General features: G+C 72.6%; 24 protein-coding genes. 13 read left to right on the top strand and 11 right to left on the bottom strand.

Going from position 1 to position 25,771, the window contains the following annotated elements; all coding sequences use genetic code 11:
• Positions 1–794: 794 nt before the first annotated feature.
• The 4 genes from ACFWEE_RS01645 to ACFWEE_RS01660 all read left to right on the top strand — a co-directional run bounded on the left by ACFWEE_RS01645 (position 795) and on the right by ACFWEE_RS01660 (position 4,639).
• Positions 795–2,075, top strand: a complete 1,281-nt coding sequence (locus ACFWEE_RS01645; protein WP_386885434.1) for an MFS transporter — start codon at positions 795–797, stop codon at positions 2,073–2,075.
• Positions 2,076–2,141: 66 nt separating this feature from the next.
• Positions 2,142–2,498: an FmdB family zinc ribbon protein gene (locus ACFWEE_RS01650; RefSeq protein WP_386885435.1), complete on the top strand. Its 357-nt coding sequence runs from the start codon at positions 2,142–2,144 to the stop codon at positions 2,496–2,498.
• A 283-nt stretch (positions 2,499–2,781) separates the two neighbouring features.
• Positions 2,782–3,675 (top strand): S-methyl-5'-thioadenosine phosphorylase, encoded by an 894-nt coding sequence (locus ACFWEE_RS01655; RefSeq protein WP_386885436.1) that lies wholly within the window; start codon positions 2,782–2,784, stop codon positions 3,673–3,675.
• A gap of 328 nt (positions 3,676–4,003) precedes the next feature.
• Complete coding sequence (locus ACFWEE_RS01660) at positions 4,004–4,639, top strand: hypothetical protein (RefSeq protein WP_386885437.1); 636 nt, start codon at positions 4,004–4,006, stop codon at positions 4,637–4,639.
• 74 nt (positions 4,640–4,713) lie between these two features.
• Here ACFWEE_RS01660 and ACFWEE_RS01665 read toward each other — a convergent pair whose 3' ends face one another.
• The 6 genes from ACFWEE_RS01665 to ACFWEE_RS01690 all read right to left on the bottom strand — a co-directional run bounded on the left by ACFWEE_RS01665 (position 4,714) and on the right by ACFWEE_RS01690 (position 10,373).
• On the bottom strand, positions 4,714–4,947 hold the full coding sequence (locus ACFWEE_RS01665) for a hypothetical protein (protein ID WP_386885439.1): 234 nt from the start codon (positions 4,945–4,947) through the stop codon (positions 4,714–4,716).
• 110 nt (positions 4,948–5,057) lie between these two features.
• The gene (locus tag ACFWEE_RS01670) at positions 5,058–5,438 is read right to left on the bottom strand and encodes a hypothetical protein (RefSeq protein ID WP_386885440.1); all 381 of its coding nucleotides are present in this window, start codon (positions 5,436–5,438) and stop codon (positions 5,058–5,060) included.
• On the bottom strand, positions 5,435–6,244 hold the full coding sequence (locus ACFWEE_RS01675; RefSeq protein ID WP_386885442.1) for a Rieske (2Fe-2S) protein: 810 nt from the start codon (positions 6,242–6,244) through the stop codon (positions 5,435–5,437). Before ACFWEE_RS01675 ends, ACFWEE_RS01670 begins: the two co-directional genes overlap by 4 nt.
• A complete protein-coding gene (locus ACFWEE_RS01680; protein WP_386885443.1) occupies positions 6,241–6,843 on the bottom strand; it encodes a 4Fe-4S dicluster domain-containing protein in 603 nt (200 codons plus the stop codon). The genes ACFWEE_RS01675 and ACFWEE_RS01680 overlap by 4 nt, the downstream gene beginning before the upstream one ends.
• A 6-nt stretch (positions 6,844–6,849) precedes the next feature.
• Positions 6,850–9,207, bottom strand: a complete 2,358-nt coding sequence (locus ACFWEE_RS01685; protein WP_386885445.1) for a molybdopterin oxidoreductase family protein — start codon at positions 9,205–9,207, stop codon at positions 6,850–6,852.
• Positions 9,204–10,373, bottom strand: coding sequence for an MFS transporter (locus ACFWEE_RS01690; protein WP_386885446.1), 1,170 nt, complete (start codon positions 10,371–10,373; stop codon positions 9,204–9,206). The genes ACFWEE_RS01685 and ACFWEE_RS01690 overlap by 4 nt, the downstream gene beginning before the upstream one ends.
• Before the next feature lie 331 nt (positions 10,374–10,704).
• Between ACFWEE_RS01690 and ACFWEE_RS01695 the strand changes: the two genes are divergently transcribed.
• Positions 10,705–11,451, top strand: a complete 747-nt coding sequence (locus ACFWEE_RS01695; protein ID WP_386885447.1) for a DUF6227 family protein — start codon at positions 10,705–10,707, stop codon at positions 11,449–11,451.
• A gap of 256 nt (positions 11,452–11,707) precedes the next feature.
• Here ACFWEE_RS01695 and ACFWEE_RS01700 read toward each other — a convergent pair whose 3' ends face one another.
• Complete coding sequence (locus ACFWEE_RS01700; RefSeq protein WP_327177369.1) at positions 11,708–12,706, bottom strand: sigma-70 family RNA polymerase sigma factor; 999 nt, start codon at positions 12,704–12,706, stop codon at positions 11,708–11,710.
• Positions 12,707–12,854: 148 nt separating this feature from the next.
• On the opposite strand from ACFWEE_RS01700, the gene ACFWEE_RS01705 reads away from it, so the two are divergent.
• On the top strand, positions 12,855–13,397 hold the full coding sequence (locus ACFWEE_RS01705; RefSeq protein WP_386885449.1) for a GNAT family N-acetyltransferase: 543 nt from the start codon (positions 12,855–12,857) through the stop codon (positions 13,395–13,397).
• A 10-nt stretch (positions 13,398–13,407) separates the two neighbouring features.
• On the opposite strand, the gene ACFWEE_RS01710 is transcribed toward ACFWEE_RS01705, so the two are convergent.
• The gene (locus ACFWEE_RS01710; protein ID WP_386885451.1) at positions 13,408–14,190 is read right to left on the bottom strand and encodes a dioxygenase; all 783 of its coding nucleotides are present in this window, start codon (positions 14,188–14,190) and stop codon (positions 13,408–13,410) included.
• Between the two features lie 92 nt (positions 14,191–14,282).
• On the opposite strand from ACFWEE_RS01710, the gene ACFWEE_RS01715 reads away from it, so the two are divergent.
• A complete protein-coding gene (locus ACFWEE_RS01715; RefSeq protein WP_386885452.1) occupies positions 14,283–14,786 on the top strand; it encodes a MarR family winged helix-turn-helix transcriptional regulator in 504 nt (167 codons plus the stop codon).
• A gap of 159 nt (positions 14,787–14,945) precedes the next feature.
• Here the strand turns inward: ACFWEE_RS01715 and ACFWEE_RS01720 are convergent, their stop codons facing one another.
• Both ACFWEE_RS01720 and ACFWEE_RS01725 read right to left on the bottom strand, forming a co-directional pair.
• On the bottom strand, positions 14,946–16,481 hold the full coding sequence (locus tag ACFWEE_RS01720; RefSeq protein WP_386885453.1) for an MFS transporter: 1,536 nt from the start codon (positions 16,479–16,481) through the stop codon (positions 14,946–14,948).
• A gap of 484 nt (positions 16,482–16,965) precedes the next feature.
• Positions 16,966–17,622, bottom strand: a complete 657-nt coding sequence (locus tag ACFWEE_RS01725) for a TetR/AcrR family transcriptional regulator (protein WP_386885455.1) — start codon at positions 17,620–17,622, stop codon at positions 16,966–16,968.
• A gap of 265 nt (positions 17,623–17,887) precedes the next feature.
• On the opposite strand from ACFWEE_RS01725, the gene ACFWEE_RS01730 reads away from it, so the two are divergent.
• A complete protein-coding gene (locus ACFWEE_RS01730; RefSeq protein WP_386885457.1) occupies positions 17,888–19,165 on the top strand; it encodes a M6 family metalloprotease domain-containing protein in 1,278 nt (425 codons plus the stop codon).
• A gap of 57 nt (positions 19,166–19,222) precedes the next feature.
• Here ACFWEE_RS01730 and ACFWEE_RS01735 read toward each other — a convergent pair whose 3' ends face one another.
• Positions 19,223–19,873: a GntR family transcriptional regulator gene (locus tag ACFWEE_RS01735; protein ID WP_386885458.1), complete on the bottom strand. Its 651-nt coding sequence runs from the start codon at positions 19,871–19,873 to the stop codon at positions 19,223–19,225.
• Positions 19,874–20,245: 372 nt separating this feature from the next.
• Here ACFWEE_RS01735 and ACFWEE_RS01740 point away from each other — a divergent pair, with 372 nt between their 5' ends.
• From ACFWEE_RS01740 to mpaC, 5 genes are read left to right on the top strand one after another with little or no spacing between them, the layout of a single operon-like run.
• Complete coding sequence (locus tag ACFWEE_RS01740; RefSeq protein WP_386885460.1) at positions 20,246–21,226, top strand: LLM class flavin-dependent oxidoreductase; 981 nt, start codon at positions 20,246–20,248, stop codon at positions 21,224–21,226.
• Positions 21,219–22,388 (top strand): daptide biosynthesis RiPP recognition protein, encoded by a 1,170-nt coding sequence (gene mpaB, locus ACFWEE_RS01745; RefSeq protein ID WP_386885462.1) that lies wholly within the window; start codon positions 21,219–21,221, stop codon positions 22,386–22,388. Before ACFWEE_RS01740 ends, mpaB begins: the two co-directional genes overlap by 8 nt.
• Positions 22,385–23,215 carry a daptide-type RiPP biosynthesis methyltransferase gene (gene mpaM / locus ACFWEE_RS01750; protein ID WP_386885464.1) on the top strand — a complete coding sequence of 277 codons (831 nt, stop codon included), beginning with the start codon at positions 22,385–22,387 and terminating at the stop codon, positions 23,213–23,215. Before mpaB ends, mpaM begins: the two co-directional genes overlap by 4 nt.
• Positions 23,215–24,510: a daptide-type RiPP biosynthesis aminotransferase gene (gene mpaD / locus ACFWEE_RS01755; RefSeq protein WP_386885466.1), complete on the top strand. Its 1,296-nt coding sequence runs from the start codon at positions 23,215–23,217 to the stop codon at positions 24,508–24,510. The genes mpaM and mpaD overlap by 1 nt, the downstream gene beginning before the upstream one ends.
• Positions 24,510–25,715: a daptide-type RiPP biosynthesis dehydogenase gene (gene mpaC / locus ACFWEE_RS01760; RefSeq protein WP_386885468.1), complete on the top strand. Its 1,206-nt coding sequence runs from the start codon at positions 24,510–24,512 to the stop codon at positions 25,713–25,715. The genes mpaD and mpaC overlap by 1 nt, the downstream gene beginning before the upstream one ends.
• The last annotated feature ends 56 nt before the right edge of the window (positions 25,716–25,771 follow it).

The raw sequence follows: 25,771 nt of genomic DNA on the forward strand, positions 1-25,771 counted from the left end.
CGCGGCGGGCGCGGCCCGCGCGGCGGACGGGTCGCGGGCGGCGGACGGGTCGCGGGCCGGGGACGGCTCCCGGGCCACGGATGCGGCGGGGCGTACGGAGAAGGGCGGGCGTGCGGAGAGGAGCCCGCGGAGGGAGAAGGCGGGACGGCCGACGACGAGTGGGCGCTCCGCGAAAGCGGCGCCCGCGGCGAACGACCGCGAGAGCCCGGAACGCGGCCCGGTGCCTCCGGAGCGCGCGGTGCCTCGGGAGCGCCCGGTACCTCCGGAGCGCGCGGGGGGCCTGGACCGCGAAAACCGCCACGGGGGCGGGGAGCGGCCCGGGGATCTCTCGGACGGGCCGACCGCACGACGCTGACCGGTGCGGGCCTCGCTCCGGTCACTGGGCTGGGCCCGCTCGCGGGAGCGGGGCGTCCGTGGGCGCGGGGTGCGGGGGCTGACGGGGTGCGGGGGGCTCACGGGGTGCGGGGGGCTCACGGGGTGCGGGGGGGGCTCACGCGGTGCGCGGCGCCGGAACGTATACGACCGGGCGGGCCGCGTACGGCTTCCCGCCCGTCGCTCCCGCGCCCCGGACCGCCGCGCATTCCGGCTGTAACATGAAGTCGATCTGATCGACCAACTCTGTCTGATGCAGAGCTGGCGCGACCGTATGGCGGTCGTGGCGTCGCTCCGCACTCCTTGAGCGGGACGCCCGGCATCTACCGCAGTTCCGCGCGAAGAGGACAGCTCTCGGCAGCCCCCGTACGCCTCCACGGCGTCCCGGGCGCGGTGCCACCAGGCGGCAGAAAGGCACGGCCGTGGCGTCCACGGTCCCCGTCCGTCCCGGATACGGACAACTGCTGCGCACCCCCGGTGCGTGGACCTTCCTGCTCCCGGGCTTCGCCGCCCGGCAGCCCTTCGCGATGCTGACCATCGGCATCGTCCTGCTCGTCCAGCACACCACCGGCTCCTACGGCAGCGCGGGCGCCGTCGCGGCCGTCTCCGGCGTCTCGATGGCCCTGTTCGCCCCGCAGAGCGGCCGGCTGGCGGACCGGTTCGGGCAGCGGACCGTGCTGCTGCCCGGCGTACTGGTGCACGCGGTGTCGGTGGGCGCGCTCACGGCGCTCGCGCTGGCGCACGCGCCCCTGTGGGCGCTCTTCGCCGCCGCCGTACCGACCGGTGCCTCGATTCCGCAGATCGGCCCCATGGTGCGCGCCCGCTGGGCGGCACTGCTGGGGGCGGCACCCGGCCGCCCGGCCTCCCCGCTGATGGCGACCGCCGCCGCGTTCGAATCGGTGACCGACGAGTTCACCTTCGTGCTGGGGCCGGTGCTCACCACGGCGCTCTGCACCGGCGTGCACCCGGCGGCCGGTCTGGTCACCGAGGCCGCGCTGACCCTGCTCGGCGGGGTGCTCTTCGCCGCCCGGCGCTCCACCCAGCCCGCTCCGCACTCCCCCGCCGCGCACTCCGGCCCCCGCACCTCCGCCCTCGCCGTGCCCGGGGTCCGGGTGCTCGCGGTCACCTTCCTGGGCATCGGCGCGGTCTTCGGCGGCATGCAGGTCTCGCTGACCGCGTTCGCCGAGGAGATCGGCCACCCCGGGGTGAACGGCCTGCTGTACGGGGTCTTCGCCTCCGGCAACATGCTGGCCGGGATCGTCTGCGGTGCCGTCGCCTGGAAGCACGGCCCGCGCCGTCGGCTGCTCGTCGGGTACGCCGCCCTGACCCTCACCGCGTCGGCGCTCTGGGCGGTGCACTCCGCGCCGCTGATGGCCGGGCTCGGCTTCCTGGTCGGGCTCTCCATCGCCCCCGCGCTGATCAGCGGGTACACCCTGGTCGACGCGCTGGTCCCGGCCTCCGCCCGGACCGAGGCGTTCACCTGGCTGACCGGCGCGGTGGCCCTGGGGCAGGCGGCGGCCGTCACGGTGGCCGGACGGCTGGCCGACGCACGGGGTGCGAGCAGCGGATTCGTCGTACCGCTGGTGGCCACGGTGCTCGCTCTGGCGACCCTGCTGGCCCTGCGTTCGCGGCTTCTTCCGGCCGCGTCCGGACGGACCGTGGCACGTGGGATCGGTCACCGGGAGCCGGTCACGGTGGACTGATCCCACGGAATACGTCAGTATGGAACGTCGTTAGCACTCACTGAGTGAGAGTGCCAGGAGGAGCAAGTGCCGACCTATCAGTACCAGTGCACCGAATGTGGCGAAGGCCTTGAGGCGGTGCAGAAGTTCACCGATGACGCCTTGACCGTGTGCCCGAACTGCAATGGACGCCTCAAGAAGGTGTTCTCCGCGGTCGGCATCGTCTTCAAGGGTTCCGGTTTCTACCGGAACGACAGCCGTGGATCGTCGTCGAGCAGCACGCCTGCTTCGCCGTCCACGAAGTCGTCCGACTCCGCTTCGAAGTCGTCCTCGACGTCGGGCTCCGACTCGGGCTCGTCCTCGTCCTCGTCCTCCACCGCATCGGCCTCCTCGTCGGCCGGTTCGTCGTCCGCCTCGACCTCGTCGAGCGGCTCGGCCGCCTGAGGCAGCGGACCGTACCCCGCACCACCGCTTCACCGCGCGACAGCTTCACGCTGACAGAGCTTCACCGGGACTCCGCCGATCACCTCGGCGGAGTCCTTGTGCTGTCCCGGACGTAACTGTGCTGTCCCCGGAGGTACCTGTGCTGCCCCCGGTCGTAGCCGTGCTGTCCCCGCTGAAGGCCGTCCCGTCATTCCCGGCGGTACAGCCTTAGCCTGAACCGCATGGTGAACGCAGGCACGATCACGATCACGGACGCGGCCACGCACGGGACCGGGGGAACGTCATGAGCGCTGGTACGGCTACGGGTCCGGCGACAGCAGCGGCAGGTACGGGCGGGGCCTCCGGGGCCCGCGCGGAGATCGGTGTCATCGGGGGTTCGGGCCTCTACTCCTTCCTGGACGACGTCGCCGAAGTCCGGGTGAGAACGCCGTACGGGGACCCCAGCGACTCCGTGTTCCTCGGCGAGATCGCCGGGCGCCGGGTCGCCTTCCTGCCCCGGCACGGGCGCGGCCACCACCTTCCGCCGCACCGCATCAACTACCGCGCCAACCTGTGGGCGCTCCGTTCCCTCGGCGTGAGCCAGATCCTCGGCCCGTGCGCGGTGGGCGGGCTGCGGCCCGAGTACGGGCCCGGCACGCTGCTCGTCCCGGACCAGCTGGTCGACCGCACCAAGGCGCGCGCCCAGACCTACTACGACGGCGAACCGCTGCCCGACGGCACGGTGCCGAACGTCGTGCACCTCGGATTCGCCGACCCGTACTGCCCCCGGGGGCGTGCGGCGGCGCTCGCCGCCGCACGCGGGCGGGCCTGGGACGCGGTGGACGGCGGAACCCTGGTGGTGGTCGAGGGGCCGCGCTTCTCGACCCGCGCGGAATCGCGCTGGCACGCCGCGATGGGCTGGTCCGTGGTGGGGATGACGGGCCACCCCGAGGCCGTGCTCGCCCGCGAACTGGGCCTCTGCTACTCCACGCTGACCCTGGTCACGGACCTGGACGCGGGGGCCGAGGCGGGCGAGGGCGTCTCCCACGAGGAGGTCCTCCGGGTGTTCGCCGACAACGTCGACCGGCTGCGTTCGGTGCTCTTCGACGCGGTGGCCCTGCTGCCCTCCGAGGAGAGCCGCGACTGCGTGTGCACGCGGGCGCTGGACGGGCTCGACACGGGGATCGTGCTGCCGTAGGGGTTCTCGGCGCCGTAGGGGTTCTCGGCGCCGTAGGGGTTCTCCGCGCCGTGGGGGTTCTCGGCGCCGTGGGGGTTCTCCGCGCCGTGGGCGTTCTCTGCGCCGTGGGTGTTCCGGCCCGCGGAGGCGGGCTCGGCAGCCGGTTCGAGATCGGGCGGCAGCCTGTTCGAGGTCGGCTCGGCAGTCTGTTTCACCCCTGCGGGTGGCGGAGTTTTCCACAACCGGTGGACGGTCCACAGGCCCCGGCGGGATCGGTGCGCACGAGGGATCGTGAGGGGGGCCGACCGGGACATCCGGCGGACTTCCGCGTCCAGATCGAGGTGGCGCCATGTTCACGAGCACGACGACCCGTCCGTCGTCCGTCCCCCTGCCCGCCCCCGGGTGGGCCCGGCCCGGCGGGACGGCCCGGCTTCCGTCGCCCGTGCCGCCCGGGTGCGCGGTCCCCCGGTTCGCGCCGCTGCGGGTGAGGGGCGGTGGCGGCGCGCTGCGTTTACGGCGAGCGCTGTACGGCCGGCAGCGCGCTCTGGCGGCCGGCTTCGCGCTGGCGGCAGCCGCTCTCGCCGCGTCGGGGCTCGGCGCGGCGGAGGGCAGGGCGGTGGGGGTGGCCGGTGCGGAGCGTGTGCGTCCGCCGGTGCGCCTGGTCTCCGCGCCGGTGCGGATCGCGGACGCGGCGACGGTGCGGCTGCTGCGCCCCGGCGACCGGGTGGACGTGATCTCCGCTCCGGCCTCCGGGGGTGACGCGCGGGTGGTGGCGCGCGACGTGCGGGTCACCCGCGTTCCCGGCACGCCCGCCGGGGTCGTGGCCGGGCCGGAGGCGGCGCGGACCGAGGGGCCGCCGGCCCCGGGCGTCGGCGATCCGGACGGCGGCGCGCTGGTGATGCTGTCGGTCTCCCGCGAGACGGCGGTGGCGCTGGCGGGAGCCCATGCCTCGGGCGAGCTGCTGGTGGCGGTGTCCGATGCGTGACGACACGGCCCCGGCCCGCGCGCGGCCCGGCGGAGTGCCGGGCGCCGTGGCCGGCCGGGCGCCGGGCGGGCGGCTCAGATGTGGTGCGGGGGCTTCTCGTCGAGGAAGCGGGCGAGGTCGGCGGCGCTGCCCCCGGCCGCGGGGCGCTCTCCCCACCCCTGGTCCGTGTCGTCGGACGACTGCTGGTCCAGCGGGTCGCCGAAGTGCAGCTTCGGCCGCGGCCTGGGCTGCTCCGGTGCGGTCTGCTCAGGCGCGGTCTGCTGCTCCGGCTGCGGCTCGCTGGGTCCGGGGGCGGGGGCGGTGCTCATGCCTCCAGGGTACGGCCGTCCCGCCACCGGCCCCGCCGGACCGTACGGGCGCGGCACCCGGCGGTCCGGCGGCGCCCCCGGCGATGATCCGCCGGAGACCACCTGGGCGTTCAGCGGTCCTTCGGGTCCAGCCACCACAGCCCGAGGACCACCAGGAACGACAGGCAGAGGAAGCCGGCGCCCCACCAGGCGGTGCCGGTGTTGCCCTCCATCCACTCGTCGATGATCACCAGCAGCCCCCAGAGCTGGCCGACGACCACGGTCATCGCCAGCACCAGGCGGGCGGTCAGCTTGGCGGACCGCTCGGGTTCCTGGTCGGTGCCCGCTCCGGGCCCGGGACCGGTGTGCCGGACGCGGGGGTCTCCGTAGCCGCTGGTGGGCCGGATCTGCGGATAGCGCTCCTTGACGGGCCGGTTCAGTTCGGGCCGGGCGCTTCCCGGGTGGTAGTCGGGGTATTCCGGGCCCTGCGGCGACGGTCGTTCCTCGGTCATGCCTGGTCACCTCCCCTGCCCGCGTCCTTCCCCGCGCCCCTTCCGGCGTCCCTTCCGACGCCCCTTCCCGCGCCGCTCCCCGCGCCCCCGCCCGGACCGGCGCGGTGCGCGGACGCGGTACCGGTGCGGGCGGGCTCCCGGACGCTGCCGCTGCGGCCCGGCGCTTCGACGCCGTCGGTGGCACCGGGACAGCCGAGGCGGCCGGCCACCCGGGGGTTGGTCTCCTCCAACTGGCGGCAGACGCCCTCCTCGATGGACTCGCCGGACCGGGTTGTGCCGATCGCCCACACGCTGCCGTCGGCCTCCTCGGTGATGACCACCTTGGGCAGCCCGCGCGGCGGCGGACCGGCCGTGACCTCGCCGGTGCGCGCGTCGAAGACGCCCTCGTGGCAGGGGCAGTACAGCTCGCCCTCGATACCCCGGTCCTTCCGCCACAGCACGGCGCAGGCGAGGTGGGTGCAGATGGCGGAGTAGCCGACGAGGGTGCCGTCGTCGAGCCGTACGGCCACCGCGCGGTCCTCCTCGCCCGGGTAGCGGAAGGCGAGGGATTCGCCGGGCAGGAGCTGGGAGGCGATCCTCTTGGGCTGGGCCGGCTTGCCGTCGTCGGTGTCGCCGTGCCGGTGCAGAATGCCCGCAGCCACCCCGATGCCGCCGACGGCGAGTCCCCCGGAGACGGTGGTGACGATCCGGAGGTAGTCGCGGCGGGTGGTGAGGGCATCGGCGGAGATCCGGTCGTGCAGGGCTTCGCGGGGGTCGCCGCCGGTGGGCTGCCGTTCGTTGCCCGGGGGCTGTTCGGTGACGCTCATCGGCGGACGTCCTTACCGTTGATCTCGACGACGGGCAGCCCGCCGGGGACGGGCCACTGGACCTTGTCCGCGGGGACGACCATGGCGACCCCGGTACGTACCTCGGTCGAGCCGAACACGAAGGTGTCGGCGACCTGGACCCCGGGGCGCTCGGCCCGGAGCTCCTCGACGGTCCCGTAGAAGAGGGCGCCGGTGGGGCAGACGGTGGCGCACATGGGGGCGAGGCCGTAGGCGGTGCGGTCGTAGCAGAGGTTGCACTTCATCTGGAGCTTCGCGCCGAGGTCGATCTTGGGTACGCCGAAGGGGCAGGCGTTGACGCAGTTGGCGCAGCCGATGCAGCGGGTGGTGTCGGCCTGCTGCACCACGCCGTCGGCCGTCACGAGGATGGCGTCGGCGGGGCAGACCTCGGCGCACGGGGCGACGGGGTCCTCACAGTGCATGCAGACGGTCGGAAGGGAGGCGACGGACTGGCCCTCGTCGGTGTAGTCGAGGTGGATCATCGACTTGCCCCGGTGCGAGTCGCATTCGCGGCAGGCCGAGACGCAGGCCTGGCAGCCGATGCAGCGGCCGGGATCGATGAAGATCGTTCTGCCCATCACGGGGCGTCAGCTCCTCTCCGAAGTGCCACGGCCCTGCGGGGACGTGGGGGGCAGCGGGTCGGTCCGGGAGACCTGGGTCTCCGGGTACGCGACGTGCCCGGGTGCGACGGGCGGCGAGGGCACGGTGTCGAGCTCGGCCGCGTGCTCGATGCGGCAGGCGCACACCTTGTACTCGGGGATCTTCGAACGGGGGTCGAGCGCGTCGATGGTGAGGGCGTTGGCCGCGGTGGGGACCGGCCAGTGGTACGGCACGAAGATCGTGTCGGGCCGGATCGCCTCGGTGACGAGGGCGGGGAAGACCTCGCTGCCGCGCCGGGTGACGACCCGTACGGGTTCGCCGGTGCGGAAGCCGTGCGACGGGTGGACCTCCGCCCAGGGGCGGGGCGTCTGCTCCACGAGGGCGCCCAGCCGGCGGGTCTGGTTGCCGGAGAGGAAGTGCGCGACGGTGCGCCCGGTGGTCAGGGACATCGGGAACTCGTCGCTGTACGGGTCCATCGGCAGGTGCCACTCCACGACCTGGAGGTGGATTTTGCCATCCTCGTGGTAGGTCCGGCCGTCCTCGAAGAGGCGCGGGGTGCCGGGGTGGTCGGTGGAGGGGCAGGGCCAGGCGATGCCCCCGGTCTCCTCCAGCCGTTCGTAGGTGATGCCGTAGTAGTCGATGACGGTGCCCCGGGAGGCGGTGCGCAGTTCGTCGAAGACCTCGCGCGAGTCGGCGAAGGCGAACTTGTCGCCGGCGCCGAGGCGCCGGGCGAGTTCGCACATCACCCAGGTGTCGGTGCGTACGCCGGGGGGCGGTTCCTGGGCCTTGTTGTGCTTGACGACTCGGGCCTCCGCGTTGGCCATGACGCCTTCGTCCTCGGCCCAGGTGGTGACGGGGAAGACCACGTGGGCGTTGGCGGCGGTCTCGGAGAGGAAGAAGTCGAACTGGGCGTGGAACTCGGTGGCGTCGTACCCCTCCTTGACCACCCGGTAGTTCGGGAGGGAGACGAAGGGGTTGTTGCAGATGCCGATCAGGCCGCGGATCTCGCGGCGCTGCATCTGCCAGACCATCTCCATCATGGAGGTTCCGGCGGTGGGGAGTTCGGACTCCTCGATGCCCCAGACGTCGCAGATCTGGCGGCGGTGCTCCTCGTTGAGGATGGAGCGTCCGCCGGGCAGCAGGTCGGCCTTCTGGCCGTGTTCCCGGCCGCCCTGGCCGTTGCCCTGGCCGGTGAGGGTTCCGTATCCGGCGCCGGGTCTGCCGATGTGGCCGGTGGCGGCGCAGAGGTTGATCACGGTGAGGCAGTTCTCGACGCCCTGCGAGTGGTGCTCGATGCCCCGGGCGTGCCAGGCCATGGCCTTGGGGGCGCGGGCGAAGGTCCGGGCGACCTGGACGATCTGTTCGGCGGGTACGCCGCAGACCCCGGCCGCGCGGGACGGCGGGTACTCCAGCGCCTTGGCCTTCACCTCCTCCCAGCCGGTGGTGTGCTCGGCGAGGTACGCCTCGTCGGTGAGCCCTTCCTCGACGATCACGCAGAGCAGCGAGTTGAAGAACGCCGAGTCGGTGCCGGGTTTGAGCGCCACGTGGATGTCGGCGGTGCGGGCGATGGCGGTCTCGCGCGGGTCGACCACGATGAGGCTCGCGCCCCGGTCCCGGGCGCCCCAGACGTACTGGGTCAGCACGGGGAAGCACTCGCCGACGTTGGAACCGGCGATGAGCAGGCAGTCGGTGAGGAGGATGTCGGAGAAGGGGTTGCCGGCCCGGTCGATGCCGAAGGCGAGTTTGTTGGCCCCGGCGGCGCTGACCATGCAGAGCCGGCCGTTGTAGTCGACGTGCTTGGTCTTGAGCGCGACCCGGGCGAACTTGCCGACCAGGTAGGTCTTCTCGGAGAAGAGGCTGGCGCCGCCGAGGAGGCCGAACGCGTCCTTCCCGTACATCTCCTGGATGCGGCGGACCTCGGAGACGGTGAAGTCGAGCGCCTCGTCCCAGGAGACCTCCGCGAACTCCTCGTCGCGCGAGCGGCGCATCAGCGGGGCGGTGAGCCGGTCGGGGTGGTTGACCTGCTGGTAGGCGTTGATGCCCTTGGGGCAGAGCCGCATCCGGTTGATGTCGTGGTTGCGGGGTTCGACGCCGAAGACCTTGCCGCCGCGGTCGACCCGCAGGTACATCCCGCACTGGACGCCGCAGAAGCAGCAGTGGGTGGGGACGAGCGTCTCGCCGTCCTGGTCGGCGTGCCACTGGTCGGCGGGGATGCCTCCGGCGTCGCGGAACGCGCGGGTGCCGGGCGGGGCGAGGGAGGGGTCGAGGGGAACGGCGTCGCGGTGTTCGGACGGGGCGGGCGAGGCGCCCCCGCCGTGGTCGGCCGCGCGGGGGTCCGCGGTCACTTGAAGCCCTTCTTCACATGGGTGAGGTAGGCGCTGCCGCGCAGCACCCGCTTGCAGCGCGGGCAGTACTCGGCCCACTCGTCGAAGTCGAGCCGCAGGTCGCGCATGGTGCCGCGCAGGTTCTCGACGTAGGGCTCGGTGTCGATGGGCTGTCCGCAGCGGCGGCAGGCGAAGACCTCGTCCTCCTGGCGGGCGGTGTACTTGAACAGCTGCATGCCGACGGCGGCCGGGCGCTGGACGATGTGGAAGAACTTCCCGAACGGGATGTAGATGAGGGTGAAGACCACCGCCACCATGTGGAGGACGGCGAGGAATTCGTAGCCGCCGCCGTGCAGGAAGATCGACGAGAAGGTGAGCAGCAGCCCGGTGACGGCGATGACGATCAGCGCGATCAGCGGGACGAGGTCGTAGCCGAAGCGCTGCCCGGTGCCGGCGCCGCGGTCCTTCATCCGGCGCCAGAGGAAGTACGAGGCGCCGGGGATGACGAGGACGGCCGCGAGGTCCAGGCCGTGGAACATCACCCAGCCGATGAAGCCGAGCGAGTCGAAGCCGAGGATCTTGAACCCCCAGATCCGCATCTCGTAGCCGGGGCCCGACCCCGTGCCCGAGGTGAAGGTGAACCAGCCCCAGGTCAGCGGGAAGGTGATCAGGGCCGCCAGGATGCAGCCCCAGAAGATCAGCTGGTGGGCGGCCCAGCGGGCGTGCGAGCGGGCGCCGAGGAACTTCTGGAAGCCGAGGTACGTGGCGATCATCTTCGGCAGGGCGGTGGGGGTCCTGCGGAAGTTCTCCGCGGAGAAGAGGCTGCGCCAGCCCTGCTTGAAGAGGCGCGCGGCGCCGGGGGCGGAGATCCAGACCGTGTAGCGGTAGGCGACGCCGAAGGCCAGGAAGACGCTGGCGACGGCGTAGGGCAGCAGGGCGGAGTCGAAGTTCACCAGCAGTCGGCTGCCGAGGACGATCGCGAGGATCAGCAGGGCCGAGACGGCCGCGCCGACCAGCGTCGCCCGCGCGTTGACGGACCGGGGAAGGGCGGCTGCCGCCTTGCGCAGGGCGCCGCCCGGACCTGAGGGGGCGGGCTCTTCGGTCGTCACCCGCGCCGAGACGCCGGAGGAGGAGGTCGGATCACCGTGCGTGGGTGGTTCGGCGGAGGCTTCTGGTGGCTCGGTCACCCGACCACCGTAGGTAGCTATGGGTATGTTCACCCTGTTTTACGCCTCGCCCGGGTGAGCACATCCCCTGCATGGCGGCGCCCACACCCCGCACCCCGGACACGGCCGGCCGGCCCGCGTGGAGCCCGTGGGAGACGGAGGCGGCGCGGGCGTCCACCCGGCGTCCGCCGACTCGCCCCGCCCGACGGGCAGTTCGGCGGAGCTTCGGGGCGGGAGCGGGAACTTTCCGTCGCCGTCCCACGTTTTTTCCAACCCCGGCGACGATGTCGGAGCCAGGGACTACGTTAAGCACGCACCACGTCACATGCGGCAACGGCCTGGAGAAAGCACCTTGAGCGATCCGTACGAGACAACCGAGCAGCACCTCGACCGACTCCTGCGACGGGCCCTCAACTCCTTCGACCTGCCCGACGGCACGGTCGAGCGGCTCGGCACGGCTCTCGCGCACAGCAGCACCCTGCACTCCTCGCACCACAGCGCGGAGCTGCACCGCGAGACGTACCGCCACACCTACCTGCTCGCCGACGGCAGCGCGCTGAGCCTCTGGGAGCTGGTGCACGGCGGCGGCCGGGACGCCCCCACCGCCAGGGAGCACGAGCTGTACGACGAGGAGGCGGACGCGCACGTCGCCGCCGCCCGGGTCACCGGCGTGTTCACGGACGCCCCCGCGTTCGCCGAGGACCTGCCCACCGTCGACCTGGACGCCCTGAACGCGCTGACGGCCGCTCACCCGGGCCCGCAGCCCCGGACGTACGCGCCGGACAACAGCGCCGACCACGCCCGCCGGGTGCTGCGCCGCGCGGAGAACCCGGACCGCCCGGGCGGGGCCACGGCCCGGCTGCTCCGCTCGGCCTTCGCCCACCACATCACCCAGATCTTCGGCCGGCAGTTCCGGGTGGGCGACCACGACGCCGGGTTCACCCTCTACGAGCACGCGTTCCTGCTCTTCGACGGCAGCGAGACCAGCCTCTGGGAGGTCGAGCACACCGCGACCGAGGACGGCCGCCACATGTGCGAGGTCTACACCGACGAACAGACCGCCCGCGACGCGATGGAGCACCGCGCCCGCATCTGCTGACCGCTGAGCCCTGCCGGGCGCCCGGGGTACGGGGGCCGGGTCCCTCTGGAAAACGGGGCCCGGCAGCACGGGCCGGGCACAAAGGAGCCGGACCCCGGAGAACCGCCCCCGAGCCCGTCCCCGCACGCCCCCGGACATGAGCGAGCCCCGACGCCGGGGGGGGGTGGGCGCCGGGACTCGGTTCAGGGGACCGGTGCGAAGACCGGTCGTCGGGCCGGTGCGAACCGGCTTGATGGGGAGATTACGGGTTATTGGCTCACGCCGCAGCGTCAAAGCCCGTGTCGCGCGCCATTCGCTTCAATTCGACCAACGCGTGCTTCTCGATCTGGCGGATCCGCTCGCGCGTCAGACCGTGTTCCTTGCCCACTTCGGTCAGCGTCCGCTCGCGGCCGTCCTCGATGCCGTACCGCATCCGGATGATGGAGGCGGTGCGGTTGTCGAGCTTGCCGATCAGCTCCTCCAGCTCCTCGCTGCGCAGCAGCGACATGACGGACTGCTCGGGCGAGACCGCGGAGGTGTCCTCCAGCAGGTCGCCGAACTGCGTGTCGCCGTTGTCGTCGACCGGCATGTTGAGGCTGACCGGGTCGCGGGCCCAGTCCAGGACGTTGCTCACGCGCTCGGGGTCGGAGCCCAGCTCCGCGGCGATCTCCGCGTGCTCCGGGTCGCGCCCGTGCTCGCGGTTGAACTCGCGCTGGACCCGGCGGATGCGGCCCAGCTCCTCCACCAGGTGGACGGGGAGGCGGATCGTGCGCGACTGGTCGGCTATCGAGCGGGTGATGGCCTGGCGGATCCACCAGGTGGCGTACGTGGAGAACTTGAAGCCCTTGGCGTAGTCGAACTTCTCGACCGCGCGCACCAGGCCGGCGTTCCCTTCCTGGATCAGGTCGAGCAGCGGCAGACCCGCACGGGGGTAGCGACGGGCCACGGCGACGACGAGACGGAGGTTGGAGCGGATGAAGACGTCCTTGGCGCGCTCGCTCTCGGCGAAGAGCGCTTCCAGTTCCTCGGGCTTCGCCCCGCCGGCGTCGCTCTCCACTTCACCGTCGAGGATCTTGCGGGCGTAGACACCCGCCTCGATGGTCTGCGAGAGCTCGACCTCCTTGGCGGCGTCGAGCAGGGGCGTTCGCGCGATCTCGTCGAGGTACATGCCGACCAGGTCGCGGTCGGCGATCTCTCCGCTTCCACCGCGAACACTGCGGGCCCGTTCGGTCCCACCGGTGGGTGACGAACGACGGGCGACGGCACGGGTTGCCATGCGTGCTCCCTTGCTGAGTAGGTCGCGACACCCTTTCGGGTGCCCTGCATCCGATGGAAACAACGACTGGAATCCGGACAGAATTCCCCAGCACCGGCTTCAGTTTCGCGATCATGCAGTACCCTGTCGGCCGCCGACAGGAGGACAGATGTCTCGCATACCCTCGGACGCGCAGGTCAGACCCGGTACGGAGGGTGATCTCGAAGCGCTCACGGACATCTACAACCATTACGTCCGTGAGACCGCGCTCACATTCGACGTCACCCCCTTCACCCCCGAGGAGCGCCTGCCCTGGCTGCGCGCCCACCCGGCGCACGGCCCCCACCGCCTGCTCGTCGCCGAGGACACCCGTACGGCGGAGGCGGGCGGGAGCCGGGTGCTGGGGTACGCCACCAGCAGCGCGTTCCGCCCCAAGGCGGCGTACGGGACATCGGTCGAGGTCAGCGTCTACTGCGCACCGGACGCGACGGGCCGGGGCCTCGGGACCCTGCTGTACGCGGCGCTCTTCGAGGCGCTGGCCGGGGAGGACCTGCACCGCGCGTACGCGGGCATCACCCAGCCCAACGAGGCGTCCGGGCGCCTCCACGCGGCCTTCGGCTTCCGCCCGCTCGGCACGTACACCGAGGTGGGGCGGAAGTTCGGGCGGTACTGGGACGTGAGCTGGTTCGAGAAGCCCCTGCGGGGGCGGTGACGCCGACGGCTCAGCCGAACTGGACCGAGCGCTTGGCCAGCCCCAGCCAGAAGCCGTCGATCACGCTACGGCCCCGGTCGAGCTCGCCCTCGGAGGCGCCGAGCGTCACGAAGAGTGGCGCGAAATGCTCGGTGCGGGGGTGGGCGAGGCCGCCGGCCGGGGACTTCCGCTCGAAGTCGAGCAGCGCGTCGACGTCCTGCGCCTGCAGGGCCCTGTTCCCCCAGTCGTCGAACTCCGCCGACCATCCCGGGGTGCCGCCCCCGGTGTGGCGAAGCGCGGCGAGGTTGTGGGTGAAGAAGCCGCTGCCCACGATCAGCACGCCCTCGTCGCGCAGCGGGGCGAGCTTGCGGCCGATCTCCATCAGCTTGCGCGGGTCGAGCGTGGGCATGGAGATCTGGAGCACCGGGATGTCGGCGCCGGGGAACATCTCCACCAGCGGGACGTACGCCCCGTGGTCGAGGCCGCGCTCGGGGATGTCCTGCACCGGGTTGCCCGCGGCGCGCAGCAGCTTGCGGACGTCCTCGGCCAGCTTCGGGGCGCCCGGGGCCGCGTACTCCACCTGGTAGTAGTGCTCGGGGAAGCCCCAGAAGTCGTGGACGAGCGGCACGGTCGTGGTGGCGCCGATCGCGAGGGGCGCCTCCTCCCAGTGGGCGGAGACGATCAGGATCGCGCGCGGGCGGGGCAGCTCGGCGGACCAGGCGGCCAGCTCGGCGGTCCAGACCGGGTCGTCGGCGAGCGGCGGGGCACCGTGCGAGAGGTAGAGCGCGGGCATGCGCTCGGCGGTGGTGGTCATGACGCTTCCCCATCCTTGAAACTTCAAGTTCCTACGGATACGACCGTAACGCGAGCTAGTTCAACTTTCAAGGAAAGTCGTACAGTGGGCTCATGACCACGGCACCCACGACCGGCACCCGGTGGCTCACCGACGACGAGCAGCGCGTCTGGCGTGCCTACATCCAGACCACCACGCTGCTGGAAGACCATCTCGACCGCCAGTTGCAGCGGGACGCGGGCATGCCGCACCTCTACTACGGACTGCTCGTCCAGCTCTCCCAGTCACCCGGGGGGCAGCTGAGGATGACCGAGCTGGCGAAGGACGCCAAGATCACCCGCTCCCGCCTCTCGCACGCCATCGCGCGGCTGGAGAAGAACGGCTGGGTGCGCCGGGAGGACTGCCCGACCGACAAGCGCGGCCAGAACGCGGTGCTCACCGAGGAGGGCCACGCGATGCTGCGGCGCTCGGCGCCCGGCCATGTCGCCGCCGTCCGGCAGGCGGTGTTCGACCGGCTCACCCCCGAGCAGGTGCGCGGGCTCGGGGAGATCATGCGGATCCTCGCCGCCGAACTGCAGCCGGACGGCTCGGCCGCGGACCTGCCCTGGCTCCGCTGACGCGGAGACGGCGCCGGCGGGTACGGACGGCGGGAGCGGATACGGATCTGCCCCGGCCCACCGCGGGAGCGGATACGGATCTGCCCCGGCCCACCGCGGGGGCGGCGGGACCGGGGCAGGAGTACCGGGCGCGGACCGGCCGGGCGGCCGGTCCGCCGATCAGTGCGCGATCACCGGGACCTTGAACTCTTCCTCATCGGCGTCACGCGTGCCGCCGCCCTGGCTCACCGGGCCCGTGCCGGGCTTGCCGGTGTTGATCAGGGTGAAGGCGATGGCGGAGGCGACGACGAGGATGCCGACCGCCCACCAGATCGCGCTGGTGTAGCCGTCCACCAGAGCCTGGAGCTGAAGCAGCTTCGGGTCGGTGGCGCCCGCCGCGTGGTCGGCGACGAACGCGGTGGTGGCGCTGGCGGCGATGGTGTTCAGCAGCGCGGTACCGATGGCGCCGCCGACCTGCTGCGAGGTGTTGACCATCGCGGAGGCGACGCCCGCGTCACGCGGCTCGATGCCGTGCGTGGCCATGGACATGGCCGGCATGAACGCCGTACCCATGCCGAGGCCGAGCAGGACCATGCCCGGCAGGATGACGCCGGCGTACGAGGAACCGACCTCCAGGCGCGTCAGCAGCAGCATGCCGACGGCGGCGAGCAGGAAGCCCGGCCCCATCAGCAGGCGCGGCGGCACGCGGGTCATCAGGCGGGCGCCGATCTGCGTGGAGCCCGTGATCATGCCCGCGACCATCGGCAGGAAGGCGAAGCCGGTCGAGAGCGAGCTGTACCCCTTGACCACCTGGAGGTAGTAGGTGAGGAAGAGGAAGAGACCGAACATGCCGATGACGGCGAGGCCCAGCGAGAGGTAGATGCCACCGCGGTTGCGGTCGGCGAGCACCCGGAGCGGCAGCAGCGGCGACTTCACGCGCGCCTCGACCACGATGAAGGCGGCGAGCAGCACGACGGCCGCGACGAACGAACCGACCGTCAGCGCGTCCGACCAGCCGGCCGACTCGGCGCGGGTGAAGCCGTAGACCAGCGAGACCAGGCCGAGGGTGGAGAGCAGCACGCCCGGGATGTCGAGCGAGGAGCGGTTGCGGGTACCGGCGGGCTCACGGATGTACAGGTACGCGCCGATCGCCGCGATGACCGCGAACGGGATGTTGACGAAGAAGGTCCAGCGCCAGTTCAGCGAGTCGGTGAGGAAGCCGCCGAGCAGCAGGCCGACCGCGCCGCCGCCACCGGCGATGGCACCGAAGATGCCGAACGCCTTGGCGCGCTCCTTGGCGTCGGTGAACGTCACGGCGAGCAGCGAGAGGGCCGCCGGCGCGAGGAGCGCGCCGAAGACACCCTGGAGGGCGCGGGAGCCGAACAGCAGCGCCTGGCCGGTGGCCGCGCCACCGAGCGCGGAGGCCAGCGCGAAGCCGATCAGGCCGATGGTGAAGGTGCGCTTGCGGCCGAACAGGTCGGAGATCCGGCCGCCGAAGAGCAGCAGCCCGCCGAAGGCGAGGGCGTAGGCCGTGATGACCCACTGCTTGTTGGCGTCGGAGATGCCGAGGTCCACCTGGGCCTTGGGCAGCGCGATGTTCACGATCGTCGCGTCGAGCACGACCATCAGCTGGGCGAGGGCGATGAAGGCGAGCGCCTTCCACCGCCCGGGGTCGGGAGCCGGGATTCCGGCGTTCTTCGGCAGGGTCTGGGACATGGGAGTGGCCACCTAAGGACATGCGCGGGATCGGCGGGACCGTCGCTCGCGAAGGGTTCGTGGGGTGCACGCGTGGGACGTGCGGGCGTGGGACGTGGGTGCGGTGCGGTGCGGGCGCGGTGGTGCCCGCGGCGCACGCGCAGCACCCGGTGGGCGCGCGCGAACGCACCCGTACACGGGTGAAGAAGGACGATTCGTCGGGGAAAGGCTGTCGGGACGGGCTCCACGGGGCGCGGGGTCGGGCGGTCGGACGCCCGGTGCGGCGGGCGGGCACGGGCGGGAGCGGCGCCGCGCGAGCGGACGCCCTCCCCCGGGGCGGGCCGTGCGGCCCGGTCCCGGTCACCGGCGACGTTGCCGGTCCCGTGGGAAGCGGAGAGAGATACAGGGAAGAACGGAAGGAAACAGGGGAAAAAAGTCGGGAAGCGGGAGAACTTCGGACACCGGGGGGTCCGGGTCAGCGGGTGGAAGGGGGGTGCGTGTGGCGTCAGCGCCGCCGCAGGTCCTCCAAGGTCGCTGCCGTACCGGGGAGTTCGGAGCGGGCCGGGGTCCGCAGTCCGTCCAGGAACAGTTGCAGGTGGCGGTGGGCGAACTGGTCGATGTCCACGCACGCGACACCGGGGAGGGGCCGGGTGAGCTGGGAGAGGGCGATCATCAGGTCACCGACCGCGATGTCGGTGCGCAGCCGCCCGGAGGTCATGGCCCGCCGCACGAGTTCTTCGACGGCCTCTTCGAGGTGCCGGCGTTCGGCGAGCAGTTCGGGGTGGGCTTTGTCGAACGTACCGGAGAGCAGGGGGCACAGGGCCCCGACGCGTTCGTCGGCCGCGGCGTGCACGAAGCGGCTGAGCGCGTCGAACGTGTCGCTCTCCTCGGCCATGGCCTCTTCGGCCCGGTCGGCGGTACGGGACAGGACCGCGAGGACGACCTCGTGGGTCAGCGCGGCCCGGTCGGGGAAGTTCCGGTAGAGCGTGGCGTTGCCGACGCCGGCCCTCCGGGCGACGTCGTCGAGGGGCACGTCCGGCCCGAGTTCGACGAACATCTCCCGGGCGGCAGTGACGATCCGCTCGCGGTTGCGCAGCGCGTCGGCCCGCGGGCGGGACGTACGGCGCCGGCACTCCGGTGCGGTTCGAGCGACGGTCTCCACGACGTGGACCTTCTCCGTGTACGAGTACGGGCGGCCCTCCGGTCACAACCGGGGACCACGTCCCCACTTCGCGAGGACACACGTTCAAACGGGGAAGCGGTCCCCGGTTATTTCGCCCGGTCGAGTGACCTGCGTCACAGATGCTTCCGGCGGGGAAAACCCTCCGATCGGCTTACCCAACGAGCGGGCCGGGGCCGCCGGACAGAGGCTGACGCCAGAGCGCAGTCCGGGTCGGCCGACTGCCGCGTATCCCGGAGGCGCGCCCATGCAGCACCCTCGCCGAGGGATACGCAGCTGTCGCCGCCCGCTCGCACTCGCGGGGGCGACCGCCCTGGTCATCGCCACACTGGCCTCCGCGAGCACCACCCTGCCCGACGCGAACCAGGCCTCCGCGGGCCCGGCCTCCCTCTCGCGCACGTCCGCGCTCGGCCCCTGCCGGATATCCGCCGCCCTGGGCGTGCAGATGTCGGAGGGCATGCCGACGCCGCCCGGATACGCCCACTCCACCGGCAGGGTGCGGGCTCTGAACCTCATGATCGACTTTCCGGACGCGCGGGGCAGCGGGAGCGCGGCGGACCGGATGGCGGAGTTCTTCCCGCAGACCTCGGACTGGTTCCGCCGGAGCTCGTACGGGCGGCTCGACTATGTGCCCGAGGCGCCGGTGAAGGGCTGGCTGCGGATGCCGCTGCCGTTCGCGGAGTACGGGATAGAGCGCGGCTCACCGTACGAACCGGGCTACCGGCAGCTGGTGTCGGACATCGTCCAGGCCGCCGACGCACGCGTGGACTTCTCCCAGTACGACCTGGTCAACGTGCTGGTCACGCCGAATGCGGGCCCCTCGGCCCTCGACACCGTGCTCTCCGTGACCTTCCCCGACAACGTCGACGCGCCGCGCGCCGACGGCGTGCCGCTGGCGAACACCTCGTTCGTCTACAGCCGCCAGGACGACGGCTCGGGCTCGTACGCCCGGACCGGCTACCGGGTGCTCCCCCACGAGAACGGCCACGTCTTCGGCCTGCCCGACCTCTACACCGCGGAGGGCGGCGGCTCGGTCGGGCACTGGGACATCATGTCCGAGGACTGGGGCGCCAACAACGACTTCCTCGGCTGGCACAAGTGGAAGCTGGGCTGGCTCGACAACGGGCAGATCGTCTGCGCCTCGGAGTCCGGCACCACCGAGGAGACGCTCGAACCGCTGGAGACCGACGGGGGCACCAAGCTCGCGGTCGTACCGCTGAGCGAGGAGTCCGGGTACGTCGTCGAGGTGCGCACCCCCGGCGGGAACGACGAGGCGGTCTGCCGGCCGGGGGTGCTGATCTACCAGGTGGACTCCGGCGTGGAGACGGGCCAGGGACCGGTCTCCGTCGCGGACAGCACCGACGACAGCGGCGGCTGCACCCGTCGGCCCAATGTGCACGCGGAGCTCTCCGACGCGCCGTTCCAGCCGGGCGAGACCTTCACCGACCGGGCCAACGGCATCCGGGTGTCGGTGCTCGGCAAGGACGGCGACGGCGAGTACCGGGTCCGGATCACCCGTTCCTGACCGGCCCGGGCGGGCCGCCGCACGGAGGCGGACCCGGCGCGCCGAACACCCGGGGCGTCAGTCCCGCAACACGTCGATCACACTGCTGAGATGGGCACGGACGGCCGCCTCGGCCGCCTGCGGCTCCCCGGCCACGATCGCCTCGATCATGGTCAGGTGCTCGTTCAGGGACTGCTGGGGACGACCGGGCCTCAGGGCCAACTGGAACTGGTGGCGCACCAGTTGGCCGTTGAGGCGTTCCAGGAGCTCCACCGCGGTCCGCTGGCCCGAGAACTCCCGTACACAGGTGTGGAGTTGGTGGTTCAGCTCCGAGTAGGTGAGAGGGTCGCCGTCCGCCACCGCCTTGGCCATCGCCTCGCCCAGGCCCGTCAGCTCCTCGCGCTGCGCCCCGGTGGCCAGGACCGCCGCCTTGGCCGCGCACAGCCCTTCGAGCGCCATGCGGCACTCGGTGATGGCCACCGCCTCCTCCACGGTCACCACGCGCACCCGGGACCCCCGGTTGCGGATCCGCTCCACCAGCCCCTCCGCGGCGAGGTCGATCAGCGCCGCACGGATGCTGGCCCGCGTCACACCGAACTGCTCGGCGAGTTCGTTCTCCACCAGGCGCTGGGCCGGTGCCATCTCGCCCCGCAGAATCGCCTGCCGGAGCCGGGACAGGGCCAGTTGCTTGGCCTGCTCCCCGCTGCCCGGACTGGCTTCCTTCGGCATTCGTGCCCTCCCTGGGTGAGTGCTTGTCGTCGCCCAATCTAAGGGCTGTGCCGCGGCCAACAGGATTGTCGCCAATTTTGTCCCCGATGGTGCGGGCCGGGGAGGCACGGACCGGGCGACCGGGGCCACGGGCTCCGGTCCGGGATCCCGCCCCGGCGCCTCGGCCTTCCGGGCCGGGCGCGAACCGGCCGCACCCGCCCCGGAACACCTCACGAGCGCGCCCGCACCGCCTGGGAACAGGGAAAAGACCGCCGGAGAAGGAAATGCAGCTTGCTGCAGCGGGCCCGTGCATGAAGCTGCAGCAACAGCCCCTCCCCGGAACCGCCGGCTCCGTGAAACTATCCAGCACATTACGAAGGGGGGCGAGAGAACGTGGACTATTCCGTACTGATTCCTTTTCTGCCGCGACGCACCGAGCAGGTCCTTCCTTATGCGGCCCTGGTCGAATGGACGGGGGCCCGGAGACTCTGGCAGGGACAGAGTCTCCTGATGGAGCCATTCCAGACTTTCTCCTCCGTGGCGGGTGCGGGATTCCGGGTTCCGACGGGCCTCGGGGTCACCTTGATGCCCCTGCGGCACCCCTTCGAGGCCGCGCACCTCGTCAAGTCCCTGGCGATGGCCACCGGCGAGAGCGTGCTGGCCGGATTCGGCCCCGGCGGCAAGACCTTCCAGCAGAGCCTGCTCGGCGCGCCCTACCGCAGCCAGCTGGGTGCGGTACGGGAGTACCTGACGATCGTGCGGGAGCTGCTCGGCGGTGACCCCGTCGAGGTGAAGGGCGAGTTCTACAGCTGCCACGCCCGGATGGGACCGTCCATGTCCCCGGAGGTCCGGCTCGGACTCGGCGTACTGCGGCCCGGCATGGCGCGGCTGGCCGGCGAGGTCGCCGACACGGCGGTCACCTGGCTGACACCCGCCGCCTATCTGGACGGTGTGGTGCGCCCGGCGCTGCGCGAGGGCGCCGACACGGCGGGCCGGCCGGAGCCGACGGTGACGGCGATGGTGCCCGTGGCACTGGAGCGCCCGGGGCGGGACGTATCCGATTTCGTGCTCTCCAGCAATTCAGGGCACATGGTGGCGCCGCATTACATCGACATGCTGGGCAAAGCAGGGATCGACTATTCGACGATGGACCCGAAATCGGCGGGGCGACTCATGGCCGATGCCGGCGCATTCATTCACGGGGACATCGAAAGTGTCGTCAAACAACTCGATGAATACCGCCTCGCCGGGGTCGATGAAATCGTCCTCAATCTGACCGGTGTGGCCAATCTCTATGGCCCGAAGGCCGCCATGGAAGATCTGAAGAAGATTCTCACGGCGGTCGGCGCCGATCGGAGGGAAACCCATGCATGAGGCTCTGATCGGCCGTGCCGGTCTGCATCTGCGGTCCTGGGTCACCGGGCGCGGACTGCTGGGCGACGCCCCCGGGGGCGGTACGGCGACCGTCGTCCTGGAGGACGCCGTCCATCTGCCGGCCCTGCTCGCCTCGGACGTCGTGGGCCCCCGGACCCTGGTGCTCGTGCCGGTGGGAGCGGGGGAGACGGCCGACGCGGAGGAGTCCTCCGGCACGCCCCACGAGTCGGGCGCCGTCGTCGTGGGCTTCGAGGGCTCGCTCAGCGAGCCGGGCGGCGACGCCTCGATCGGCGGCGCCCTCTTCCTCCAGGTGCAGGACTACGGCACCAGCCCGTACATGTCCCTCCTGGGCACCACCCTGGTCCGGGTCGCCGGCGAGACGGACTTCGAGGCGTTCCTCGCGGACGCCGACCGGGCCCGGCTGGAGGGGGAGTTCGCCGCCTTCGCGGTGAGCCCCGCGGTCCAGCTCGCCGATCTGCCCGCGCTGGGCAGCGGCGAGACGGGCGACGGCCCCCGCACCCGGCTCTGGGTGGCGGCCGACGGCGGCGTCTGCGTCTCCCCGCTGGGCGCCCGACTGGGCACCGTGGGCGACTCCGCCGCCGCGCTGGACGCCCGGTGGGCCGCCCTCACCGCCGACGACACGACCGGCGCCGCGCTCTGTCTCACCACCGCCGTCCCGGAGGACGCGCGCGTCTCGGACATCGCCGAACGCCCTTGGCTGGCCCGGTACATGGCCGCGCTGGACGTCCTGCGCGACCTCCATGTGCACGGGGTCACCGATGTGCGGGTCTCCGGGTTCGGCGGACGACTGGTGGACACGCTGGAGCAGGTGGACGCACCGCGCGACGCCGACGACCCGCGCGCGCCCTTCCTGGCCTGGACCCCGGAGGCCGCGTACGTACGGGTGCCGGGGCTCGACCGGACCTTCCGGCTCGGCCGCCCCGCCGCCCAGGTCGCCGAACGGCTGCTGGTGCACGGCTCCGCCGGGGCGGCGCTGGAGCACGCGCGCGCCGAGGCGGGTCCGGACGCCCCGGCGCCGCTGACCGAGGCGGCCGTCGCGACGGTGCTGGCCTTCTTCGCCGAGCGGGGCGTCCCCCTGCTTCCGGAGACGCGGCCGGAGGAACTGCCGGACGCGTCCGCGGCGGAGGTGACCGGAGCGTGACCACGACAGCGACAACCAGGGAGTACCCGCCCGGACTCGCCGGTGAGGTCCTGGCCGGGTACGGCGACCGGGTGGTGCTGCACGACCTCTACGACGCGGTCGGTGCCCCCGTCTACCACGACCTCGCCGCGGCCGACACCAGCGAGATCCGCGAAGTCCTGCGGGTGGCGCGGAAGGTGGCCGGACCGGTGCTGGAACTCGCTTCCGGATCAGGTCGGTTGACCCTGCCCCTGCTCGGACTGGGCCGCCGTGTGACGGCGCTGGAGCTCAAGGCAGAGATGCTGGACCTGCTGCGGGAACGGCTCACGAAGGTCCCGCCGGGGGTGCGGGCGCGCTGCGTACCCGTACAGGGCGACATGGCCGCCTTCGACCTGGGCCGCGCCTTCGGTCTGGTGGTGCTCGGCACCACCTCGGTGTCGCTGCTCGACGACGCGGGCCGGGCCGGGTTGTTCGCCTCGGTACGGGCCCACCTCGCTCCGGAGGGGCGGTTCCTGCTCTCCACCGTGGACATGGTGGACCCGGTGGACGGGTCCGCCAAGGACGCGGACCTGGACATCGAGGGGCAGGGCGGGAGCGGCCGGCGGTACCGGATGATCGAGCACTGGCCCGAGGGTGCCCCCGCCCGGCGCGTCACGATCCTGCCGCCCGCGGCGGAGGCCGACGCGTCCGACCGGATCGAGGTGCTCACCACGTCGATCCGGGTCCTCCCGGCCCTGCGGCTGGAACGTGAACTCGCCGGTGCCGGGCTGCGGATCACCGCCCGGCACACCCTTCCGGCGAGTGGTCCGAGACACCGTGACGTCCTGCTGGAAGCGGAGGCCGTGTGATGGGAACCGAACTCTGGCCCTCCCTCCAGGCCCCGGCGCTGCACGGCGACGACGAGCTCTGCACGGTCTCCGCGCACGGGGTGCGGGTCCGCTTCCTGGACGGCCGCGAGCTCCTGTGCGGCACCAGCGGCCTGTGGAACGCGAACCTCGGGTACGGCAACGAGGCGGTCGCGGAGGCCTGTTCCGCCGCGCTGCGGGACGCCTCGTTCCTCTCGGTCTTCCGCTACGAGAACGTCTACGCCCGGCGCGCCGCGCGGGAGCTGGTGGAGGCCGCCGGTGCGGACACGTACGCACGGGTGCTGTTCTCCACCTCCGGGGGCGCCGCCAACGACCTGGTGATGAAGCTGGCCCGGCACCACCACGCGCTGCGCGGCCAGGGGCAGCGCAAGCTGGTGGTGGGGCTCCGCGACAGCTACCACGGGCTGACCTTCGGCGGGTTCGCGCTCACCGGCGAGAACCTGGGGCAGCCGGTGTACGGGGTCGACCAGCGGCTGGTGCGGCACGTGTCGCCGAACGCCCCCGAGGAGATCCGTACGCTGGCCGCCCGGCAGGGCGCGCAGATCGCCGCCGTGGTGGTCGAACCGGTGCTCGGCACGGGTGCGGTGGTGCTGACCCCCGAGTACGTGGACACCCTGCTGGAGCTGCGCGAGCGGTACGGGTTCCTGCTGGTCGCCGACGAGGTGGCCACCGGGTTCGGGCGTACCGGCAGTCTCTTCGCCTCCCAGCGGTGGCCCGCTCCCCCGGACGTGCTGATCACGTCGAAGGGGCTGACCAACGGCACCAGCGCGGCGGCGGCGGTCCTGGTGTCCGGTGCGGTGGCCGAGCCCTTCGACGCCACCGGGGACGTGCTCGTGCACGGCGAGACCCAGGCGGGCACCCCGGTGACCTGCGCGGCGATCTCCGCCACGCTCGCCGAGATGCGCCGGCTGGACGCGGTCGCCTCGGCCCGCCGCCTCTCGGCGCGGCTGGACACCGCGCTGGACGCCCTGGTGGCCCGCCACCCCCGGGTGAGCGCGACCACCGGAGCGGGCTGCTTCCGGTCGATCCGGCTCTCCGCCGCGGGCGACGAGGGCACCCCGCTGCCGCCGGAGGAAGTCCCGGCGCTGGTCGCGGCGGTCCGACGGGCGGGCGCCCTGGTCCACCCCAGCGTGTCCGGGGTGCAGATCCTGCCCGCGCTGACCTACACCGACGAGGACCTCGACGAACTCCTGCTCCGCATCGAGGCCGGGATCGACGCCCACACCGCGTCGGACGCGGCGGCGGTCGGTGCGGCGGCGGGGACGGGGGCGGTCTGATGGAGGTGGTCTGGAGTCTCAGCAGGCACCCGCTGACCCGGGTGGCGTACGGCCTGGACGGCCTGTCCAGGTGGCTGCCGCAGCACGAGGGCCGGCGGCTGACCGTCCTCGCGGACGCGGCCGTCGCCGAGGGCGAGGCGGTGGCCCGGGTGCGGGAGCGGGCGGTCTGGGCGGGCTGGGACACCGAGCGGACCGTCCTCACCGGCCCCGGCGACCTGGACAGCGTCCAGGAACTCGCCGGACGGCTGGCGGGCAGCGACCTGGTGGTCGCCGTGGGCGGCGGTTCCCTCCTCGACCAGGCGAAACTCGCCGTCCTGCTGCACTCCGACCCGGACGTGCGCGACCGGCTGGCGGTCCGCCACCGCAGCGGGCTCATCCTGCTGTCGGCGGGCTCGGTCCCGCGTCTGCCGCTCGTCTCCGTACCGACCACGGTGGGCACCGGCAGCGAGCTGAGCGGCGCGGTCTGTCTGGCCACGCCCACCGGGAAGCGGCTGGTGCTGGGCAACGGGCTCCAGCCCGAGGTGGCGGTCTACGATCCGGCCGCCACCCGGACGCTGCCGCTCGAACTCCTCGCCGAGGGGGTGCTGGAGGTCTTCTTCCGGCTCTCCGGGATGTACGCCGGGGATCTGCGGGAACTGCCGGTGGAGGACGCCTTCGCCCGGACGCTGCTGGGGCTGCTAGTGGGCCTCGGCGACCGGGTGGCGGCGGCGCGGGCGACCGGTGCGGGGGCGGACGACACGCTGCGCCTGGAGATCGCCAAGCTGAGCGGGCTGAGCCATCAGCAGTGGCTCAACCTGGGCCGGGAACCCGCCGCCTGCAAGGGCTGGTACCTCGCCAACGAGCTCTCCACAGCCCTCGGGGTCCGCAAGATGACGGCCGCCGCCGCGCTGCTGCCGCCGTTGTGGCGGCGGATCGCGGACGGCGACACCCGCTGGGGTTCGGCGTCCCGGCTGGCCCGGCTCTGGCGGGCGGTCGCGGACGGGCGGTCGGTGCCGACGCCCGAGGACCCGGTCGAGGGCGTCACCGCCCTGCTGGACGACTGGTCCATCGCCCGCGAGCTCCGTGCCACGCCCGAGCGGACCGCCGAGGTGGCCCGCGCCACCCTGCGGGCCTGGGGCGACGGGCTGCCGACCCTCGGCGCGCTCGCCCTGCCCGACGTGCGCGCGGCCCTGACGGAGGCGGTCCGCACCCCCGTCCCGTCCTGAGGACCGGCCCCCGCGGCGTGGCCCCTGCCCCCGGGCGGCCCCCGCGGTGCGGCCCC

This window comes from Streptomyces sp. NPDC060184 (assembly GCF_042728795.1).
Taxonomy (GTDB): Bacteria; Actinomycetota; Actinomycetes; order Streptomycetales; family Streptomycetaceae; genus Streptomyces.